The 21,860-nt window shown below is 50.7% G+C and carries 18 protein-coding genes; 2 read left to right on the forward strand and 16 right to left on the reverse strand.

Annotated elements, in window-relative coordinates:
- The 7 genes from BUB59_RS10610 to BUB59_RS10640 all read right to left on the reverse strand — a co-directional run.
- Window positions 1–267, reverse strand: a 267-nt coding sequence (locus tag BUB59_RS10610; protein WP_200778795.1) for a transposase, incomplete at its 3' end; no start/stop codon positions are given.
- Window positions 268–339: 72 nt separating this feature from the next.
- A complete protein-coding gene (locus BUB59_RS10615) occupies window positions 340–1,188 on the reverse strand; it encodes a PDC sensor domain-containing protein (RefSeq protein ID WP_073229727.1) in 849 nt (282 codons plus the stop codon).
- A 66-nt stretch (window positions 1,189–1,254) separates the two neighbouring features.
- Complete coding sequence (locus tag BUB59_RS10620) at window positions 1,255–2,535, reverse strand: hypothetical protein (protein WP_143160350.1); 1,281 nt, start codon at window positions 2,533–2,535, stop codon at window positions 1,255–1,257.
- A 26-nt stretch (window positions 2,536–2,561) separates the two neighbouring features.
- The gene (locus BUB59_RS10625; RefSeq protein ID WP_073229732.1) at window positions 2,562–3,002 is read right to left on the reverse strand and encodes a hypothetical protein; all 441 of its coding nucleotides are present in this window, start codon (window positions 3,000–3,002) and stop codon (window positions 2,562–2,564) included.
- Between the two features lie 180 nt (window positions 3,003–3,182).
- On the reverse strand, window positions 3,183–4,637 hold the full coding sequence (locus tag BUB59_RS10630) for a sigma-54 interaction domain-containing protein (protein ID WP_073229734.1): 1,455 nt from the start codon (window positions 4,635–4,637) through the stop codon (window positions 3,183–3,185).
- A 2-nt stretch (window positions 4,638–4,639) separates the two neighbouring features.
- Window positions 4,640–5,818: a serine/threonine protein kinase gene (locus BUB59_RS10635; protein ID WP_073229736.1), complete on the reverse strand. Its 1,179-nt coding sequence runs from the start codon at window positions 5,816–5,818 to the stop codon at window positions 4,640–4,642.
- The gene (locus BUB59_RS10640) at window positions 5,815–6,507 is read right to left on the reverse strand and encodes a tetratricopeptide repeat protein (RefSeq protein ID WP_073229738.1); all 693 of its coding nucleotides are present in this window, start codon (window positions 6,505–6,507) and stop codon (window positions 5,815–5,817) included. The genes BUB59_RS10635 and BUB59_RS10640 overlap by 4 nt, the downstream gene beginning before the upstream one ends.
- A gap of 111 nt (window positions 6,508–6,618) precedes the next feature.
- Between BUB59_RS10640 and BUB59_RS10645 the strand changes: the two genes are divergently transcribed.
- Entirely contained in the window at window positions 6,619–10,311 is a 3,693-nt protein-coding gene (locus BUB59_RS10645) for a DEAD/DEAH box helicase (protein ID WP_073229740.1), read from the forward strand.
- A 15-nt stretch (window positions 10,312–10,326) separates the two neighbouring features.
- On the opposite strand, the gene ribF is transcribed toward BUB59_RS10645, so the two are convergent.
- The 7 genes from ribF to BUB59_RS10680 form a co-directional block, all read right to left on the reverse strand.
- Window positions 10,327–11,226 carry a riboflavin biosynthesis protein RibF gene (gene ribF / locus BUB59_RS10650; protein ID WP_073229742.1) on the reverse strand — a complete coding sequence of 300 codons (900 nt, stop codon included), beginning with the start codon at window positions 11,224–11,226 and terminating at the stop codon, window positions 10,327–10,329.
- A 3-nt stretch (window positions 11,227–11,229) separates the two neighbouring features.
- Complete coding sequence (truB, locus tag BUB59_RS10655; protein WP_073229744.1) at window positions 11,230–12,162, reverse strand: tRNA pseudouridine(55) synthase TruB; 933 nt, start codon at window positions 12,160–12,162, stop codon at window positions 11,230–11,232.
- Window positions 12,163–12,516, reverse strand: a complete 354-nt coding sequence (gene rbfA, locus BUB59_RS10660) for a 30S ribosome-binding factor RbfA (RefSeq protein WP_073229746.1) — start codon at window positions 12,514–12,516, stop codon at window positions 12,163–12,165.
- A 90-nt stretch (window positions 12,517–12,606) separates the two neighbouring features.
- Window positions 12,607–15,774, reverse strand: a complete 3,168-nt coding sequence (gene infB, locus BUB59_RS10665) for a translation initiation factor IF-2 (protein WP_073229748.1) — start codon at window positions 15,772–15,774, stop codon at window positions 12,607–12,609.
- Between the two features lie 42 nt (window positions 15,775–15,816).
- A complete protein-coding gene (gene nusA / locus BUB59_RS10670) occupies window positions 15,817–16,989 on the reverse strand; it encodes a transcription termination factor NusA (protein WP_073229750.1) in 1,173 nt (390 codons plus the stop codon).
- A gap of 14 nt (window positions 16,990–17,003) precedes the next feature.
- Window positions 17,004–17,450 carry a ribosome maturation factor RimP gene (gene rimP / locus BUB59_RS10675; protein ID WP_073229753.1) on the reverse strand — a complete coding sequence of 149 codons (447 nt, stop codon included), beginning with the start codon at window positions 17,448–17,450 and terminating at the stop codon, window positions 17,004–17,006.
- A gap of 166 nt (window positions 17,451–17,616) precedes the next feature.
- A complete protein-coding gene (locus tag BUB59_RS10680) occupies window positions 17,617–19,752 on the reverse strand; it encodes an LTA synthase family protein (protein ID WP_073229755.1) in 2,136 nt (711 codons plus the stop codon).
- A 31-nt stretch (window positions 19,753–19,783) separates the two neighbouring features.
- On the opposite strand from BUB59_RS10680, the gene BUB59_RS10685 reads away from it, so the two are divergent.
- Window positions 19,784–19,993 (forward strand): hypothetical protein, encoded by a 210-nt coding sequence (locus BUB59_RS10685; RefSeq protein ID WP_073229757.1) that lies wholly within the window; start codon window positions 19,784–19,786, stop codon window positions 19,991–19,993.
- 17 nt (window positions 19,994–20,010) lie between these two features.
- On the opposite strand, the gene BUB59_RS10690 is transcribed toward BUB59_RS10685, so the two are convergent.
- Both BUB59_RS10690 and BUB59_RS10695 read right to left on the reverse strand, forming a co-directional pair.
- Window positions 20,011–20,733, reverse strand: coding sequence for an NUDIX domain-containing protein (locus BUB59_RS10690; RefSeq protein WP_073229759.1), 723 nt, complete (start codon window positions 20,731–20,733; stop codon window positions 20,011–20,013).
- A 2-nt stretch (window positions 20,734–20,735) separates the two neighbouring features.
- Complete coding sequence (locus tag BUB59_RS10695; RefSeq protein WP_073229761.1) at window positions 20,736–21,860, reverse strand: hypothetical protein; 1,125 nt, start codon at window positions 21,858–21,860, stop codon at window positions 20,736–20,738.

Here is a 21,860-nt window from a genome sequence, read left to right on the forward strand (position 1 = left end):
GTAGAAGCCGCTGTTCCGAGTCTGCGGGATGGCAAATGTGACCTGCCCGGACCGCATATTAAGAGTCTTGGGTTTGAAACCGTTCGCGTAATCCAAACGATTTTTGGAGCGTTCGTAAGCCCCTGCATTTAGGAAGTTCTCCCGTTCCAATTTCATGGCCTCGTTCATGGCGAGTCTGAAAAGATCCATCAGAAAGTCGGGTCCCTGCTCGATTAGGGCTTTCAAAATTGTCGGGTCGAAACTATATTTGTTTTCGGAGTTTTCCATAATTGATTCCTTTTTGATTTGTCGCAAAACCAAAAATAGGATGTGGAAACTCCACTTTTTGTTTATAGGGCCCTAAACGGGCCTTTTTTCATGAATTATTGATTTTACAGAAAGAAAATTACATCTTCCCATGCAGACCTGACCGCCGATGTTCATCTCAAAAGACTTGGACTTGGAATCATAGAGTTTTTTCAACAACTCTTGCTTTTCGGACCCGCTGAATTCTTCGTCCAGGTAGTTCTTACCCTTCTCTGAGGTATCGGGGTGGGCCACCACAAGGCCGGAATGGTTAAACACCATCATGGAACCAATATTGCCATCCACATTGACATCGTTCACCATCTTCTGGGCGATATCCAGCATGATATCAAAGGACACCACGCTCTTCTTATCAGAAAGCATCTGACTTACGGAAATAATAATCTTGCGTTCCTTGGCATCAAAGTATGGAGGAACCAGGGCCACGTTACCGTTGGCTGCAATGGCGTCCTTATACCAGGGTCGACTTTCGGGAACATAGTCCGAGTCCGGAACCCAGCCGGAGCCATCCAGGTAGACCCCGTTGAACAAGCCATAGACGCCCGTAAAGCTACTGTCCAGGAATTGGATGTAACGGCGGTTTTCATCAACCAGCAGGCGTTCTAGTTCCTGGGAAGAGGTTCCGTTTTCCATCATGTAGTCCACAATCTGGGACGTAACGATGAGAACATCCATACTCTTCAACAGGAAGTTATTCAAGTTGGCAGCACTCTCGGATACGGAGTTTTCGCCAATGGTAACCACATTTTCCTTGGTCACCTTGAAGAAGGAGTTGAAGGTAAGATAAACAATCACTATGAGAGCAGTCAATGTCAGTAGCAGGGTCAGGATATACTGCCACAGATACTTGCTCTGCTGATTTGTGGATTCATTTTTCGGCATACGCCCTAAAGTAATAAAATTCTAACAATTATGAAAGCACGCTCTTTCGAACGTCCTTCATATTCGTTAAAATTCCCACTTTGCACCTATTTTCATTTTCGCCGTGGTGTTATACCGAGAATAAACCTTCTCATAAATTTCAGGAAGACTATAGAATCTAAAGACGTCTTCCAGCCCAAGGTAAAGTTCAGTACATCCCAGATTCCAGAGGAACGTTCCATTCCACACGCTGGTAAACTTGGAGATCTTTTCATATTGAGCATCCGCACCGTCCAGCACAAAACTGTAGAACAGGTTCAGCTTGGTCTCTAGGGAAATTCCATTCTTAAACTTGTACTGGGCTCTTGCCCTGATAGAAGGACCAAGCCACTTTGTCCAATAACGGGTGGGCTTTACGTTTATTTCGGACAGGAGCTTTTCATATTGGGCGACCCAGTTAAGAGAGTCCATGGTAGCGATTTCCCACTGGAAACATTCCTCACCATAAGTTGCTAGACATTGTTCGAAAGGATTTCCCTCGCTACTGTAATTGTTCATTTCTGCTTCCACCTGATCCAAGGCGGCATCGAAACGTTCCTTATAGCTAATGTAATCGAAAGTGGAATCCACTTCCAGCCTAGGGCCAGCCATGATGGAATAGCTGAAGCCATAGGTATTGCTCCGGCGCCAAATACCATAGAGCGCTAGAGACATCGGCCCCATTAAATCATCGTAGGCCCAAAGGGCTGCACCGAACTGATGTTTCCCCATTTTCGGGAAGTCGAATTCCATCCATGCATAAAAGGAGGGCGACACACTTTCCTGCTGATAAATATTCAGGTCCACCCCAACATCCAAGAGCAACGATCCCGTTACCAAGGTATATTCCAGCCCTACAACGCCTTTCCAGTCATTGGTATCCAGGGCGGGCATGTCTTCGTTATAGAAGTTGAAATCACCCAGAAGATTCAAGCCGAAGGAGTGAATCAAGTCTCCGGAGGAGTAGTCCAGAAACGCAGAAACGCCCCCCTGTAGGGAGGAGCCGTAATCAACGTCTTCACCGGACGCAGAGTAGTAAAGTCCCACCGCACTCAAGTCCACCAGAAAACGATAGGACAGGGAACGTTCTTCTTCGGGATCACCCAGGACTTTTTTTCGGAGAAGTTTATGGCGCTTACTTGCAGGGATTCCCAGGGCGTCATAATAGTCGTTTAGAATTTCCCTGATTTCGTCGGTGTATTCACCACTAATGGACAGGGCATCTTCAAACGCCTTGATGGCCGAAGGTATATCTCCGGCCTCTTCCGCCTGCATAGCACGGAAATATGCGGCTTCCTGAGTCTCAGCAAAGAGAGTCGCGGAAAGCAATAGAAGAACTATCGCAATCCGACGCATTAATGATAGTGATCGCCCCAGCCCGGATTAGGTACAGGTCCCGGATTCCACTGATGGGGAGGAGGGGGACCAAACTGTCCGTGAGGATCCTGCCATTCATTAACGGTAGTTTCACGATCGCGAGGCTGCATTTTTTCAGAGAATTCCCCTTGGACGCGAGCCTTTTCGTTACGAGTTTCCGCAACGTTCTGGCGAATGGACTGCTTTTCCGCAGCGGAACTGTTGCGCAGATCGGAAAGGATCTGGCGACGAGCTTCACGACGTTCAGCACGCATTTTCTGCCATTCTTCGCTATCCTTTGCACTCAAGTTCGGAGTTTCCCTGGAAACTTCGGACTTTTCAGCAGGGGTCGGGACAGAGGACTCCGGACGCAAAGAAGACTGGTCTGCAAAAGCCATTGCAGCTACCAGCATCACCAATGTGAAAATACTCTTCTTCATACAAAACCTAATTAACACCATGTGCTAAATCTTTTGCAATATCCGTGCCAAACTATCCTTTTAGGCCGTTTATCGTCTAAATTAGGCGATTACCTCATAAATATAACTAAAAGCCGGCCTTTTCCCTTGTAAAAAATCGGGAAGATATCTCCCACTTGAGGGAAAAATCCCGAAATTTCACTAACTCTTAAAATCTTCCTTCTTCATTCCCAGACGTTCCATAATTTCGCGGAGGACCTTACGGTCGATTCCCAAAATAGAGGAAGCTAGCGTCATGTTGGCGTTACTGTCCCTCATGGCTCTGGAAATCACATCACGATCCACCGCCTCACGAGCTTCCTTCAAGGTGCGTGGAGATTCCTTGGCCTGAGTCTGCATGTCGTCCAGTCCCAAGTCCTTGGGCTGAATCACGCCATGCACCGCCTGGACCAGAGCCTTCTGGATCTTGTTTTCCAGCTCGCGGACGTTGCCCGGCCAGTAATAGCCCAACAGGGCCTTTTCCGCATTGCGGCTCATGCGATACTTGCCACGTCCATACTCTGCACCATAACGCTTGATGAATTCTTCTGCCAGGAGCACCACGTCCTGACCGCGTTCACGGAGAGGGGGCATGTACAGAGGCATGACCTGAATTCTAAAGTACAAGTCCTCACGGAACTTCTTTTCCTTGACCGCGTCTTCCAGATTTACATGGGTTGCACTAATGACGCGAACATTCACGGGAATCTCGCGGTTGTCACCTACGCGGGTAATATGCTTTTCCTGAAGGACACGAAGGAGCTTCACCTGCATGTTCATGGGAAGTTCACCAATTTCGTCCAGGAATATGGTTCCGCCATCGGCTTCCTCGAAGAAGCCCTTGCGGTTTTCAATAGCGCCTGTAAAAGAACCCTTGGCATGACCAAACAGCAGGGACTCCATCAGGTGTTCGGGAATGGCACCGCAGTTCACCGCCACAAAGGGTTTATCGGCGCGGGGGCTATTCTTATGAATATACTTTGCCACCACTTCCTTGCCGGATCCCGTCTCGCCGCGGATAATCACGGGAAGAGGCAGAGGGGCAAGCTTGTCAGCCAGGGCGGTCAAGTCCGCCATGACCTTGCTGGAATAAACGATATTGTCCTTACGAACAACATTTTTCAGCACATCCAGAGATTCCTTGTCGCTCAAGCGATCGAATACGGCAAAAGCCACCTTTTCGCAAACAGCGACAAAGTTATCGAACAGACTGCTGTCTTCTTCCGTAAAGGGTTCCACTCGAGCGGCACGCTGAAGGTAGAGATAGCCCTCTTCGGATTCCTTCGTACGGAAGGGGGAAACCATAATGCTGGTCAGCTGATTTTGAACGATAGACTTGGACAAGTCGGCAGAATCATCATCCAGCTGATTCCACACCACAGCGCGCTTTTCGGACTTTGCCATACGAACTGCAGAGATGGAGATAGAAACGTTTTCGGGCTGGCTAAAATGCATGGGAGAATCGCCGCCAATATCCAGGACGGCAGCATCCGCATGAAGAACATCCTTGGCCACTTCCAGGATTTTCGTGAAAAGGGATTCCGGCTGGTCTTCATCCAGAAGGATCTTGACCACGTCCAACATTTTTTCTGTGGCGAGCATGGATTCCGATTTCATAATCACTCCTTTGACGGTGTTGGCAAATCATTAAGCAGATCGTGAACTGGGGCACTATCCTGATGGCCTACATTCGCAGGAACCGTTTCCTCGTAGTCCATATCCAGACTTCTGGAATTTTTCAGAATCATATTGCCAGTTTCGTCTACATCGGGAGTTTCCGTTCCAGCAGCAAAGACAAGCGCGATTACCAAAACCAAAATCCCTACAACACATAAAATTGCAATTTTTAAGGGATTTCGGCTCTTTTTTTGAGATATTTTTTTGAAGGGGAACTGAGGTTCCGAGACACTTTCCAGGTCCTTTGAGACATTTTGCCCCACTTTTCCAATCATCGGGACGAGAATACCCAGGTATTTGTTAATACCGCCGGAGAGAGCAACCTCTCCCCCGCCAATTTCATCAAGGGCGATTTCCAGAATTTCATCCAGTTCGTCAAAATCGTAGGCCCGATCCTCGGGAGAATTCTGGAGGGTAGCAGTCCAGATGGGATCCAACGCGGAAATGACTTCCGGGGAGACTTTTCCCGATAGGAATAGTTTTTCGGAAATCTTTGCGGGATCCAGCGTGGAGTTGTCCGCGGCGAATCCATCGAAGCTGGAGGCTTCCACCAGGTTTTCGCCGGTGATCCAGCGGAACAACAGCATTCCCAAACTGAAGAGGTCGCTCTTTTCGTCGGGAGCCTTACCCTGGAATCTTTCGGGGGCGGCGTAAGCTAGAGCGCCTGGGCCTGCAATCCCCCAGTCGATCAAAACCGTCTGAAACTGGGAACCGTCCTTCTGGTTGGCTGTAAAAATCACGTTGGCGGGATTTAAATCCCCGTGAGATACGCCCGCCTTGCTCGCCTTCTGCAAGGAGGAAACTACCTGACGCAAGGCGTACAGAGCGACAGTTACCGGCATGTCCGTTAAGCAATCGGAAGACACTCCTTCCACGAAATCATACAGCTGGTATGGAGTGTTTTCATAAATACCGACTTCTCGGATCCTGCAGATTCCATCGTCCTTGATTCTCAGGACGTTCTCTACCAGTTCTGTATTGAAAGCCTGGTGATACCACTTCAAGATAAGTCGTTCACCGTTGTCCAGGCAAAGTAGGTATACGTCGGCTTCGCCTCCCTGATGCAGGCGAATACAGTTCCTGGCAGAACTTAACAGCGAGGCTCTTTCGGGAGAACTCATAGCTTACCCGACTGGACCAAGACTTTCAGAGAATCTTCTGCCACCTGGGTCCAGTGAGCAAGAACCCGATCTTCGGGCAAGGCTTCGTGGCCCATGGACCAAATGTCCCAAGCGGATTCCACATCCCCTTCGTTCCAATAGGTGTTTCCCAGGTTCACGTATGCCGAGGAGAATTTCGGTTCCTTGGCCAGGATATAGACAAAGATTTTCCGAGCATCTTCCGTCTGTCCGCGATGGTCCAGCAGAAGGGCTTTCAAGTTCATGCTAAAGAAATTCAGGCTATCCAGCTGGATAGAACGATCCAACAAGGGGACGACATCGGTGCGACCATTCTTTGACAGGGTGGCGCGGGCTAAATAAAACAAGCTGTTGGAATAGTTGCCATTAAAGGAACCGCTTTCGTCCACTCGGGCGAGAATTTCAAATTCCTGAACGGCACGTTCCCAGAATTCCAAAGTGGGGCTTTTTAACTTTTCATGATTTTCCGCCACCGCATAATAGGCAAGAGCAAGTCCGTAGCGAGCATCCCTATGGCCAGGATCCTGGTCTAAAGCCTTGGAGTAGTTGGAAATAGCTCGATCGTAATCCCCGATGCGCAATGCCACATTACCTCTGCTGACGTCTTCGTCAACACAGGCACATAGGCAAAAGGCCATGCAAAGAAACAGAGCATTCCATACACTCTTCATGCCCCACAAAATAATTAAAAATTTGACATTTTTGCGATAAATTACGATAACAATATGGACTAACTTGTAGCTCATGCACATTTGAGCAAAACATTACTATATTTGCGCCCGATGAATTTTGGAAACTACGGTACTACCTGGTGGGGGAAAAAATGGCTGGAAAGTCTGCTGTCTGCAGTGGACCCCAAGGTCATATCCACCGCCCTGCGTTACGCCCAGAAAGGTCAACTGACCAAGCTCGACGTCATGGACAACAAGATCATGTCCGAAGTGTTGGGACCTGCCGGCGGAACCCACTCCAACTACCTGGTTTTCCCCAAGTTTGAAAGCGAAAAATCCGACCTTTTCGTAAGCCTCCTGAAGCAGCAGCCCTCTGACCTGCTGGCCCTTTCCAATGGAGCCATGAACCCGTCCATCGAACTCCTGCTGGACAAGAGTGGCCTGAGCCTGTTCCATGGCATCGAAAGCGTCAACCAGAATTGCGACTGTAAGGATCCCCTCCCCTGCAAGTACGTCGTTACCACCCTGCTGAAGCTTTCAGAAAAGATTGACGAGAATCCGTTCCAGATTTTTAAGATTCACGGTCTGGACATCGAGTACCTGAAGGACTATAAGCCGGAACAGATCGAGATTGAAGTTCCCAAGGAAAGCGCCTTGGTAAGGTGCAAGACGCCCGTGGTGAACAGCAACCTGAATGTTCCCCAGCGGACACCGGAGCTTGATTTCGAACACTGGAACGATTATTCCAGAATTTTACCCGCCATGTTGCAGAACTTCCCTAAGTTTTGCCCCACGGGAAACTTCCGCAAGAGTTTTGCCGACGAACTGGAACGCTGCCGTCAGTTCTATCTGGAATTCAAGGACTTTGACGAATTCTCCGACAACTTCAAGGTCTATAATGCCAATACCTTCCTAGTGGAAGGAGATATCCTGTGGGCCGTCCATAAGCGCAACTGGAACTGGACCATCGTTCAAGGCGATAAGAACGGCAATCCACAAAGCGAGCTGCCCATCCGCAGTGCCATGGGCGCCCTCTGTACCTTAAGTGCGGGGAACTTCTCCTGGCACCATCAGAACGTCCGCTACCTGCAGCGCCTCATGATGGCGGCCTTCTACATGATCCGCACCGGAGCCGTATATCCCCAGGTGTTCTGGCTTGGGCAGGAAACTGCACAAATGCGCTGGCTCCCGGCGGAGATGCTGCCGGATGTTCTGGCCATCGTTTCTGACTTGGAAAAGCAGGCTCCCAAGAATATTGTGCAGTCCGCTCGTGAAGAAGAATTCCTGGAAGTGCTGAATCCGGCAGAACACATTCTGTCCCTCTTTATCGGCCAGCTGTTGAACTTCTTCCGTAAGTATCATCCCGCCACAAAGCGTTCTCCCCACGAGAACTTGCTGGCCTTCTTCTTTGACTGCAAATCCGGACGTTTGGCCAACAATGCACGGACCATTCCTAGCAAGATCCAGCAATGGTTTTCCGTCTACAGCACCTTGGATTTCAAGACACCCCTGCTGTTCTCCTGCTCCGACTCCGGTGACGAAATTGCCCTGGAAATTTTTGTTCTGGAAAACAATGGACGGACTCCCCTGTCCAAGCTTTTCCAGGAAAATGACGCCCGTCTCCTTTCCGTCATTAGCATACTGAACGGAATCGGCGAGACGCTTAAGCCCATGAGCGCCTATATCGAGGCCAAGGCGGAACGTCCCATTCTGATGCACGGAAGCGACCTGCTGGACTTTTTGCAGGACAGCCTGAAGAAGTTGGAAATCTTCGGCATCAAGACGGAACTGCCCCAGTCCCTGCTGCATATTGAAAAACCCAAGGCCTTGATGCGCCTGCAGGGTTCCATCAGTTTCGGCGCCTTCAATGCGGAAGACCTGCTGGACTTTGACTGGGAAGTGGCTCTAGGCGACGACAAGATTTCTGCGGAAGAATTCCTGGAATTGGCGGAACAGGCCGACGGCCTCTTGAAGTACAAGGACACCTTTGTCCAGGTCGGTCCCGATGTGATTGAGGACCTGAAGAAAAAACTGGAGAATAAGAATCTGCAGGATGAAGACCTCCAGTTATTCAACGAGAAGCCCGAAACCGCAGGCGAAGGCAATGCAGAAAATCCGGATGGTTCCGAAGGTGAATCTGCGGAGGAAGTGGATCCTAGCATCGCCAAGCAGCAGGTATCCCGCGAGGCCATGGTTCAGCAGGCAAAGCTCATCCAGGCTTGCCTCACGGGACAGTGCGACAATATTCCCGTGGAGCTGAATGACGACGTGCGAAAGCAGGTGGAAAACTGGCGTAGCGAATCGGAAGTGGAGCTGCCCCAGGAATTGAACGCCACCCTCCGTCCCTATCAGCATCGCGGCTACTCCTGGATGTATAAGAACCTGCAGATGGGCTTTGGATGTATCCTTGCCGACGATATGGGCATGGGCAAGACATTGCAGGTCATTACCTTCCTTTTAAAGATGAAGCAGGAAGGAAAGTTTGAAACCAGCAAGGGTCTGGTGGTCATGCCCGCAGGCTTGCTGTGTAACTGGCAGGTGGAAATCAAGAAATTCGCTCCCCAGCTGGATTTCTTCGCCTATCACGGCGGCTCCCGCAAGCTGGAAAAGTTTGACGCAGATTTGCTGCTGACCACTTACGCCACCTTCCGTAAGGACTACAAGAAGCTGAAAGATCTGAAGTGGCAGGCCATTGTCATTGACGAAGCCCAGAACATCAAGAACGCCGATAGCGATCAAAGCAAGCTGTTGCGTTCCATGGAAGCACCCATCAAGATCGCCATGAGCGGTACTCCGGTGGAAAACCGCCTCATGGAATTCTGGACCATCATGGACTTCGCCAACCGCGGGCTATTCCCCAGCGCAGCGGAATTCAGAAACAGATTCGAAATTCCTATCCAGAAGAACAACGACATCCACCAGGCGGAAGTTTTCAAGACCATTACCGCCCCCTTCATGCTGCGCCGCCTCAAGACGGACAAGAACGTCATTAGCGATTTGCCCGACAAGATCATTCAGGACGAGTACGCCGAACTGACCCGCTCCCAGGCGGCTCTGTACCAGAAGACCCTCCAGAAGTTTATGGAACAGCTGGAAGAAGAACAAATGCTCAGTGAAATCGCCAAGGATTCCAAGGCACTGTTCAAGCGCAAGGGAATTATCCTCCAGATGATTCTAGCCCTCAAGCAAATCTGTAACCATCCCGCTACCTTCCTGAAGGGGCTGCCTACAGATGATGCAGAAAATTCTGCAGCAAAGAACACTGCGGAATCCGGCAAGATGGAAATGCTCATAGACCTGCTGGAATCCATCCAGGAAACCGGCGAGAAAACTTTGATCTTTACCCAGTTCGCCGAAATGGGTCACCTGCTGGAAACTTCCATCCAGGAAAAGCTGAATCTCCGTTGCCATTTCTATCACGGTGGCTGCACCCAGACACAGCGCTCCACCATGATCGAGGACTTCCAGCAGAATCCGGATTGCAAGGTGCTGATTCTGTCCCTGAAGGCTGGTGGTACAGGCTTAAATCTGACCGCAGCTTCCCAGGTCATTCATTATGACTTGTGGTGGAATCCCGCCATTGAAGCCCAGGCTACCGACCGCGCCTTCCGTATTGGCCAGACCAAGAACGTCCAGGTCCATCGCTTTATAACCAAGGGTACCTTCGAGGAAAAAATCAATGCCCTCCTGGAATCCAAGAAGGCAATTGCAAATATGACCGTCAGCGCCGGCGAAACCTGGCTTACGGATATGGATGACAAGCAGTTGACAGAGGTCTTCTCTCTGGACAACAAAATGCTTTAACGGGAATACTAGCCTTTATTCCGCCCAATGATTTCCGTTATAATTTCGGGCAGTATTGGCATCCATGCCAATCTGGCGAACCAGATCATCCAGGCTTCCGAATTTCTGCTCAGGACGTAAATAGCCCATCAGGTCAAGCACCAGGTGCTGGCCGTAAATATCTTCGCTAAAGTCCAGCAAGTAAGCTTCGATGGCCATATGGTGTGTACCCGGCGTAGAAGGCTGGATACCAATATTCAAGACGCAACGGAAAATGCGACCATCTGCCAGTCGGGCGTTGGCCACGTACACGCCTCCCTTGGGCAGGAACTTGTACTGTTCCACCTGGAGGTTTGCCGTAGGAAAGCCTAAGGTTCTTCCCAGGCGCTTGCCTTCCACCACCGTTCCCGTCAAGCGGTAAGGGCGGCCCAGATAAGTCTGCGCACGTTCCACGTCCCCATTTTCAAGGGCAGTACGTACCGCAGAAGAGCTCACTCGTTCACCCTTATGCAACACAATGGAAAGCATCTGGGTGGACAGTTCCGGGAAGGCGGCAGTAATGGTTTCGTAATTGCCTTTACCGCCGGCACCAAAGCAATGATCGTGTCCAAAAAACATGGAGCACACATCCAACTTTTCGATCAGCTCCGTGCGGATGAATTCATCGAAAGGCTGGTGCATCATTTCCTGGGTAAAGGGAAGGACCACAAAGTCCAAACCCAAGCTGGTGATGAAATCCCTTTTTTCTTCCGTGGTGGTCAAGAGCAAGGGATTCCCCGGACCGCGAAGGACGTAGTTGGAATGAGGTTCAAAGCTGATGACCGTGGGACAAAGACCGTTGACTTCCGCCACCGCTTTCAAGGAACGGAACAAGGCCTGATGACCTAAATGACAGCCATCGAAATTGCCCATGGTTACAGCACGTTTTACACTCATTCTCTATTCATCCTCAGCCAGGTATATCTTAGGTCTGATTCTGCCCGGTTCATAATGGCAGAAACTCAAAACCTCACCTTGCAGGTTTGCCACGAAGACATTTCCTTCCGCGTCCACACCTTCAATGGGAGTTTTCCAGGGAAGATAATTTCCCTGACGGATCACGGCCACCTGGGAATCATCCAGGCGAACTACGGGAAAATCCAGGACCTTGTCTACAGGCAGCAAATGTTCACGGGTCAGGTCATCCCCACGGACAGCCTTGTCCAGGGTCACTTCCCCAATACGGTGGCGACGAATTCCGGAAACGCAACCACAAGTTCCAAGAGCGCGGGCGATATCACGGCCCAATGCGCGGATATAAGTCCCCTTGGAACATTCACAAATCAAGTCGAAAGTCGCAATGGATTTTCCAGAGCAGCCTTCTGTAGCCTCATTAGAAACCACATCGGTCACCTTCAGGGACGCAATATGAATCTTGCGAGGTTTCAGTTCGATGTCGCGACCACGTTCCATCAAATCACTGGCGCGAACACCGTTAATCTTTACAGCACAATACTTAGGCGGAATCTGATCAATGTCGCCAGTGAACTGAGGCAGCACAGCTTCCAGGGCGACACGGTCAATCGTCGCGACGGAGCCAGCAGTTCCAACAGCGCGGCTATCCTGTTCCACCACTTCCCCGTCCCATTCCAGGGTATCGGTCTGGTAGCCCAGATGAAGTCTAAAGCTGTAGCACTTGTCCTTCGCTTCCACAAAGGGCAACAGGCGGGTGCATCGCCCGGTAGCGGCAATGATCAAGCCGGATGCGCGCAAGTCCAACGTACCGGCATGCCCCACACGCTTCGTAGAAAAGACCCTTTTCAGAGGGAAAAGGGCCTTAAAAGAAGTTTCACCAGCAATCTTGTCTAATAAGACGAAGCCAGAATTGGACAATTAAAGTTCCCCTTTCTGCTTGAGATCAGCAAGAATGCTTTCGATATGCATGGCATGTTCCAAGTTTTCGTCCAGCACGAAGTTCATTTCAGGAATCTTGCGGATCTTCAGGGCCTTGCCAAGAACGGTGCGGATAAAGCCAGCGGAGTTCTTAAGGCCAATGAGAGTGTCGCGCTTTTCCTTGTCGGAACCCATGACGGAAACCATGATCTTCGCATAGCTCAGGTCATCGGTGATTTCCACGCGGGTAATGCTGGTAAGAGAACTTACACGGGGATCCTTCAGGCCCTTCTGCAGGAGCTTGGAGATTTCCTCGCGGAACTGTTCATCCAGTCTGTCGGTTCTACGACTCATTTACTTTCCTTATAAAAGCGCCCTTTCAGAGAAGGGCGCGATATGCGCCGGAGACCTCCCGAAAGAAGTTCACGGCGCGGTTATTTATTCCTAGGAAGCAGATTCTTCGGACTGCTTCTTTGCCTTTTCTTCGGCTTCTTCGCGGGCAACGTCCTTCAAGGTACGTGCGACAGAAACTTCCTTGAAGAAGATCAAGCTATCGCCTTCCCTAATATCGTCGTAACCCTTAAGGCCGATACCGCATTCAAAGCCGCGAGCAACGGACTTCACGTCGTCCTTCACGCGCTTCAGGGACTGAACAACGGTGGTACCCAGTTCTACGCCATTGCGGTATACGCGGACGTGGCTTTCGCGGTCCACAGTACCGTCGGTAACCATACAGCCGGCGATGAGACCAACCTTGGGAACCTTGAACACCTGACGAATTTCTGCTTCGCCGCAGAGTTCTTCGCGGAGAGTAGGCTTCAGGAGGCCTTCCACAGCGTTGGTGATATCTTCGATACAGTCATAAATCACGCGGTAGTTGCGGATTTCGATGCCTTCCTTCTGGGCCATTTCACGAACTGCGAGAGACGGCATCAAGTGGAAGGAAACGATGATAGCCTGAGCGGTAGTAGCCAGCAAGATATCAGATTCAGTAATGGTGCCCACACCCTTACGGATGATGTTCACACGAACTTCCTTGTTGGTGAGCTTTTCCAGAGAAGCTGCAAGAGCTTCGGCAGAACCACCCACGTCAGCCTTGACGATGAGGTTGAGTTCAGAGAGCTTACCATCCTTCTTTTCATTGAAGGTGTTTTCAAGGGAGACAGTCTTACGAGCGCGGAGATCGCGTTCACGAGCAGCCATACGGCGCTTGGAAGCAATTTCACGAGCAGCCTTTTCGTCGTCCACCACGATAAGATCGTCACCAGCCTGGGGGGTACCATCGAAACCGAGGACCTGGCAAGGTGCGGAAGGCGGGACTTCCTTAAGCTGTTCGCCACGTTCATTAAACATTGCACGGACACGACCTGCGTAGATACCGCAGACGAACGGGTCACCCACATGGAGAGTACCGTTCTGCACGAGGATCGTAGCCATGGAACCCTTACCCACGTCAAGCTTGGATTCAACGACGGCGCCACGAGCGTGAGCATCCGGATTAGCCTTCAGTTCCAGAACTTCGGCTTCGAGAGCCAGAGTTTCCAGGAGTTCTTCCATACCCTGACCGGTACGGGCAGAAACTTCGATACAGCTGGTGTTACCACCCCACTGTTCCACTTCAACGCCGCGTTCGGCCAGCTGGGCACGAATCTTGTCCGGATTTGCAGTGGGAAGGTCAATCTTGGTAATTGCAACCACCATCGGAACCTTTTCGCGCTTGGCTAGTTCGATGGATTCAACAGTCTGGGGCATGACCATGGAGTCAGCAGCCACAACCAGCACGATAACGTCGGTCACCTGAGAACCGCGAGCACGCATTGCGGAGAATGCTTCATGGCCCGGGGTATCCAGGAAGGTAACCTTACCCTGGCTGGTGGTAACTTCGTATGCACCAATATGCTGAGTAATGCCGCCAGATTCGCCAGCCACAACGTGAGTCTTACGAATCCAGTCAAGCAGAGAAGTCTTACCGTGGTCAACGTGCCCCATAACGGTAACCACCGGATGACGGGGCTGCAGGTTTTCTTCCTGTTCCTCTTCAACACCCAGTGCTTCTTCTTCATATTCTTCCATCAGCTGGGCTTCGAAACCGAATTCGTCGGCCAGGAGCTGGATGGTTTCAAAGTCAAGGCGAGCATTGATGGTCACCATCATGCCCATTTCCATGCACTTTGCAATAACGCGAGCAGGCATCTGTTCCATCAGGCCGGCAAGTTCGCCGACGGTAATGAAGTCAGAAGTCTTCAGGATCTTCTTTTCGTCACCAGTTTCGCCTTCGGACTTTTCCTTACGGTAAACCTTCTTCACAGGCTTCTTGGAAAGGTCAGCCATCACGCGAGAAACGTTCTGACGTACGGCTTCCTGCTGTTGTTCCTTCTGCTGGTCGCGATCCTTACCGTTGTTGTTGCGACGGTTCTTGTCGTTCTGACCATGACGACCATTCTGCTGGCCACCCTTGCCGTTGCCCTTGCCGTTCTGACCACCGCCGAAACCACCCTGGCCACCAAAGCCCTGGTTGTTGTTGCTGGCGTTGAATGCATCCTGCATGGAGGAACCGGTGAAGCCACCAGTGCGACCGGTAAAGGTACGACCACCATTATTGTTGTTACGGTCACCACCCGGACCACCCTGCCCCGGACGGCGGTTACCGCCATTGCGGTTATCCTGACCGTTATTATTGTTCAGACGGCCAAAAGTGCCTGTATAGCCCTGGGCGTTACCATTGCCGCGAGGGCCACCGGGACCACGATGAGGGCCACGGTTCTGCTGAGCCATCTGACGAGACTTTTCGATTCGAGCAAGGATTGCTGCATCCGGCTTGAAGACCTGAGCCTTCATGGGAGGCTGTTTCAGTTCCATGCCCGGAGTAACCATGGACGGTGCGGTGTCTGCAGGAGCGGCAGGCTTGGCAGCAGCGGGAGCTTCTGCCTTGGGAGCAGGTGCTGCAGGCTTGGCAGCGGGAGCTTCAGCCTTAGCCACAGCGGGAGCCTCAACCTTGGAAGCAGCAGGTGCTTCGGCCTTAGGAGCTGCAGGAGCTGCGGGCTTAACAGTTTCAGCCTTAGGTGCTTCCGCCTTGGGAGCAGCAGGCTTAACCTCAGCCTTAGCGACTGCGGGAGCTTCAACCTTGGGTGCTGCGACAGGAGTTTCTGCCTTAGGTGCTGCGGGAGCATCCACCTTGGCGGGAGCAGCCGGCTTGACAGCTTCAACCTTAGGTGCTTCAGCCTTAGGAGCTTCAACAGGAGTTTCAGCCTTCGGAGCGGCAGGAGCAGCGGCAGCCTTTGCGGCGCCCTTCTTGACGGTAACAGTAGCACCCTTGATGAGGGTAGCCTTCAAGGTACGGCCACCAGCAGCGGGAGCTGCCTTTGCCTTGCTTGCTGTCGCACTAGGAGCAGGGTCAGAAGGGGCCTTCTTCAGGTTCTTGTTGCGGGCTTCGGCCTTAGCACGTTCAGCTTCAGCAGCAGCTTCGATCTTAGCATAGTCCGCGGCATCTACCTTGGACATGTGGGTACGCACGGTCACACCGGCGTCACGAAGCAGCTTCATCACCAAATCGACTTTTACGCCGTGAGATTCAGCCCAATCTGTAGGTTTAATTTGATTTTCAATTGCCATGAATTAGCCTATTCCAATATCCTTGTCTAAAACCGCTTTTGCTTAGTGAGCCCTACGAGCGTTGTTAGCGTGACCGAGGTCTGCTGCAGAGGGAGCCATCACCTTAGCCTTGGCTTCGTCATCCTTTTCGGACCATTCCTTTTCACCGAAGACGTCCAGGTTGCGCTTAACGAGTTCAGCAGCAAGCTTCACGTTCTGGCCATTCTTACCGATGGCAAGAGCCAGGTTTTCGTCGCTGATGATCACAACAGTACGCAGGGTTTCGGGAACGTGCATGAGCTTCACCACATTTGCCGGAGCGAGAGCACGCTGGATGAACACATCCAGATCCGGATTCCACTGAACGATATCAATACGTTCGTTGCCCAGTTCGCGGACGATGGTCTGAACACGAGCACCCTTCATACCGACGCATGCGCCAACGGGGTCGATCTTTTCGTCACGAGAGTAAACGGCAATCTTAGCGCGGAAGCCGGGTTCGCGAGCGACGCCCTTGATTTCCACGGTGTTTTCATAAATTTCGGGAACTTCCTGACGGAACAGTTCCTTGAGGAAGTCGCCATTAGCACGAGACAGGATCACCTGAGCGCCATTCTTGGAAGATTCTTCCACGCGGGCAATCACAGCCTTGATGGAGTTGCCCTGAGCCCAACGTTCACGGCTAATCTGTTCACGGGGCGGAATCATGGCTTCGGTCTTGCCGAGGCGAACGATAATGTTACGTTGTTCCAAACGAATCACTTCGCCGCTCACCATAGAACCGATACGGCTGCGGTAAGTGTCCATAATCTTCTGACGTTCTGCGTCGCGGATCTGCTGGTTCAGCAGCTGCTTTGCAGTCTGGATTGCCTGACGGCCGAATGCTGCAATAGGAATTTCCATTTCCAGCTGGTCACCGGGCTGAGCATCTTCGTTGAATTCGCGAGCTTCATCAACCAGCATGTAACCCTTGTCCAGTTCTTCCACTTCGTCAGCGGTCATGTTCAGATCGTAATCCGGATAATCATCCACGACAGCCACACGCAGATAGACGTGGACTTCGTTGGATTCCATATCGAAATCAACTTCGATCTTCTTTTCGATGTGCAGGTACTTGCGAGCAGCGGTAATCAGCGCTTCCTTGAGAGCGTCGATCACTGCGGAGTCTTCCATATCCTTAGCTTCGACAACGCCCTTCAGCACTTCGAGCAAATTAACTTTCGGTTCGTTTTTCATACCATGACCTTCTTTTAGATTTGTACATCCACTTTCGCTACCAGCACTTCAGCACGAGGAACAACGGTGTCCTCCTTAGCGCCCTTTACGGTAAGCGTCAAATTTTCTTCATCTGCACTAACCAGCTTACCAACCACGGGCTTACCGGTGCTGCGGGTCACGCGAATAAAACGACCCACATTGCGAGTAAAATCGGCAACCGACTTCAGGGGGCGGTCCAACCCCGGGGAAGACACTTCCAGAGTGTAAGCCCCTTCAATAATTTCAGGATCCAGGTCCAAGGCGTCAGACAAATGGCGGCTCACGGCGGAGCAGTCATCGATAGATACACCTTCGGGCTTGTCGATGTAGAGACGGAGCGTCTTACGCTTTCCAGCGCGGAACATGTCCTGTTCCACCAAGGTGACGCCCACAGCTTCGCAAGCCTGAGCAATCAGCGAATCCAACTTTTCGTTAGCCAAATAGACCTCTTATATAAAAATTGCCGTCCGCTAACGGATGCCGCTAGCCAGGTTCTTGGCGGAGCGATATCCACGGACAGTCTTAAACCGGGTACAAATAGAGAAAAAAAAAGGAGCGCGGGCAACACACTCCAGTATTTTTGAGACCATTTAGAGGGTAAAAATCCTATTTGTTCACGGGATTCACCCTGTTGTGGACGAGAATCCAGTCATTCAAAGCGGTCAAGGTGTCAGCCAAAGCCTTCATGGACCAAGCCTTCTGAAGGATTTCTTTATGGGACATGGCGAACTGTTCACGAACATAGCTATCATCCTTCTGAGTCAAGTCCTCCAATTCCTCAAAATCAAATCCAGAAAAAAGCATGGGGGAAGATTCACCGGAAGCGTCCCCGATGACCCTGAAGAAAAAATCATTCATGGCCACCTTTCCCGAGTGAGCGCCAATAGCAAAACAACCATGCCATGGATCTAAATCACCAGGCTCAAACATTTCCGGGGGATTGTCAAAACCTATTCTGAACAAGTTATGACCAAGGAACGAATTAGGCCCATTGACCCGAGCAAGAGAAAGGATGGTGGGAGCCACATCAGATTGGCTAGCCGAAGCCCAGAAAGAAAATGGTTCAATACCCGGACCATTTATCACAAGGGGAATCCTGGTCACATTGGAATAGGCATCGCTACCGATGGCGGAAACCCCATGTTCCCCCTGAGGGAAACCATGATCTCCAAGAACAATCACGTAAGTATTCTTGAACCAGGGCTCACTAGATACTTTGTTCAAAAAACGTCCCAGCTGGGCGTCTGCCCAATGCATGGTCCAGCGCATACGTTCCGCCTGAGGCAAAGCTTTTGCAGAATCAGGCATTCCCGGAACAAGGTTGAAAGGATAATGATTGCTACGGGTAATCATGGAAGCAATGAAAGGTTTATTCTCGCTAGCAGCAACGGGAGCAAGACTATCCTTGATGAAGGCTGCAGTAGCATCAAAGAACGTGGAATCGTCTTCGTACTGACGGTCATAATGAGTACGGTCGTACCACTTCTGGAACCACACGGAAAGATTATCCCAGGCAGGGTCCGCAGCCGCAAAGAACTGAGCCTTGTAACCCGCATCTCGCAAAATGGACGCGAAGCTGGGAACGTCCACATAAGTCAATTCCGATGCCGTAGATTTAAAACGATGGGGCGGGAAACCGAAGTGAGTAGAAAGAACGCCTCCTACCGTAGGTATTCCGCTGGCGAAAAAATTAGTCCAGGCAGAACCTGCTCGAGCAAGGGAATCTAGCACAGGTGTTGCGCTGGGGCGACCCTTACGCCCCATGAAGTCATCCAATCGAGCTTTGCTGTCCATGTAGCCAACGTCCAGACCCCGCTGGGATTCCATAAAGATCACCAGGAAGTTAGGACGTATCGTATCTCCACTGGCAGAATCCACAATGGCAGGAATATAAATTCGGTAAGGATCTTCAGCCGAAGATTTCCGCACGCGGTACAACGGATATTTTTCGTCGGGATATTCATACTGATCGGCATTATCCCCTTCCACTTCCGCCCAGACTCTGCGGGCGGTTGCCGTAGCCGCCTTCAAATACGTGGGGTCCATCTCCCCCTCGCCCACGATAATATTCTTGATATCGCGAGTAAAAATGCTTACCACAGGTTCCAGCTTACGCATGCGGTTTCCGCCCGTCCAGATGACCTTCAGGAATAATTCGGAGGCGCCAAAAAATACAAGACAGCCAATCAGGACGGCCTTCAAAAGGGAGCCTCTATAATTGCATTTCTTAAAGCGGCTCAGAATAAACTTCCCCAAGAATATAGCCGCAGGCACCATGGTCAAAAGTACGAACCACTGCAGGTAAGGTACGGACTGGTCCGCCGCCACGTAGTCAAACAGCATGGTGATGGAGGATGCATCCTTGTAAGTGTCCAACAGGGATATGGAAAAGTGGGTTCCCAGGAATCTGCAGAATTCATGGTCCAGCAAGGTAAAGGGAAGTAGGATTCCCTGAAGGGTCGTAAATACAGGACTTAAGAACCTGCGGGCCTTTGAATCCGGCGAAAGCAAAAAAGCCAGGAGAACAAAGGGCAGGGCCATTTCCACAAGCCAGATAAAGTCAATGCAGATGGCATGGAAAATGTACCAGTCCGGCTTGGACACAAAGGGAATGCCGTAAGGATTATTCCTGAAAAGCAGCAACACTCGGAGGATGGCATGAACTCCCCAGAAGGCAAATACCGTAGAGAGGATCCTAAAAACATCCTTAAACCGCTTTTGTGACGCAAACAAGTTTTCCATGGAGCGAAAAATAGTTATCTTATGGGTCGATATGACATACGTACTTCTAATTCTCGCAACTTTAATCGGTCTCGCTGCCTGCGCCTACTTCTGCCGCAAGAATGTTCTTGCCATCCGCGAAAAGAACAAGAACGAGCCCAAGGCCTATAAGAGAGGATTAAACTACGTCCTGACGGGAATCTGGTATGGATACCTGGCCGTCTTTTTCGTCGGCCTTACCGTCAACAACATCTGGGGCTAAACAGTCCCCTTTTCTTTTTAGAGGGAACGTCCCTGAGCCTTGAGCCAGCGTTCATAGAGGAACATGGCAATCAAGTTCTTTCCATCGACAAACTGGTGTCCCGCTTCTTCGTAAGGAAGAACTTCCGTACGAATCCATTCGATTTCTTCGGTGTACTGCTGGTCCTTACCATCCATGGCCTTCAGCTGTTCGGGAGTCACCTCACGTTCAATGGCGTAAAGACGGATGCGTTCATCCAGCAAGCCACAGCTTGCGGCAAAGCCCGGAGTGGAACCGTTATACCAGAAGTCCATCAAGTCGATCAGTTCAGAATCTTCAGCCTTGATCTGGGCTTCTTCTTCCAGTTCAGAAAGAGCCACCTTGCGGTAGTCTCCGGTCCAGTCCAGAATACCTGCGGGAATTTCCAGAGAAGACTGTTCCGTAATGGCAAAGCGGGGCTGGCGCACCAGCAGTAAGTAAGGCTTGCCTTCACAGCGCAACACCACCAGAATACCTACGGCGTTACCGCGAACAAGAACAATCCCGTGAACAGGACGACCATCGGGAAGATTTGCAGTAGCCTGCAGCTTGATAAACAAGGGCTGGCGGCCCTTCATCAAAAAATCTGCTGAAGCGAAATGAACCTTGGAGACCTTAAACTTCTTTTCGGCGGCGGCAAGCCATTCCGTATAAATTCGAGAGTTCAGAAGGATTTCACGATCTGCTTCAGCAATTTCCGCAGCGTAGGTATATTCAATCATGACTACTCCTTTACAATCAAGGATTCCGGCGCCACTTCCGCATTTTCCCAATGAGCAAAAATGGTATCCACGGGAACGGTAGAATCTGTATCCACCACCAATTTGTTGGTGGACAAATCATAAATAATCCAATCCTCTGTTGAAGAGGGTCCGCAATGACTTTCATTTTCTGCAGGAACTAAAAGTTCACGTTCCACACGAAGCTTGGAACCAATGGAATAGCTTCTGACGGAGAATTCGTTATAAGTACCACACTTCACCACCTTTTCCATGTAGTAAGTGCTGTAATGCCAAATGGTATCCGGACGTTCCTGCAATTTACCTAGAGCGGTGGAATCATTCTCCCACTTGGAATTGATGCAGTAAACAGAATCGGAATCGGCGCAGGCATAATGGACAGGAACTAAGGTGGTATCGTTAACGTTCCAGCTGGTGGGATACAGCGTATCGGGAACCACAGACTTGCACATATCCACTCGATGGGTGCAGGAGGATTCCATGGTCTTCCAGTAGAACACTCGAGGCGTGAGAGAATCCAGCATGCGAAGAACCGTAGGCTTCTCTACGGAACCGCTTTTATCGCTTGTCCGAACAGGATAAAGATGGGCATCCGCAAAAATGGAGTCCAGATAGATTTCAAACGTATCCCTCTGGAACTTTCCTCGACGCACCAAAATGGAATCCAGGATGGAATCCTGATCGTTCTTGATCTTGATTTGAGAAACCTCATCCTTCAGACGATTTTCCAGATTGAGTTTCAACAGCGTGTCCGGCCTGTAATAGGGAGCAGCGCAGTCTTCCCCATCGGACTGAATATCAATTACAGGAGCAATCCACAGAACGGAGTCTTCCTGGGTGTAGTTCAGTTCAATATCGCGGAGAGCGCAATTGGAAAAGGACCAGATTTTCCCCATATTGAGATAGAGGGTATCCCCAGCAAGATGGATGGTCGATCCAGAATCTAGACTGGCAGAAAGAAAAAATCCTTTCCCTTCAAACTTGGCGTTTTCATCGGAAACAGAAAGTGGACCATCGGAACTTTTCTCGCAACCAAGGAACAGAGTTGCCAGCATAAAGCAGGCAACCGCCGCGAAAGCCATTCTAAATCCAATCACTTTCTGAAACAT

The organism is Fibrobacter sp. UWEL, assembly GCF_900142535.1.
GTDB lineage: Bacteria > Fibrobacterota > Fibrobacteria > Fibrobacterales > Fibrobacteraceae > Fibrobacter.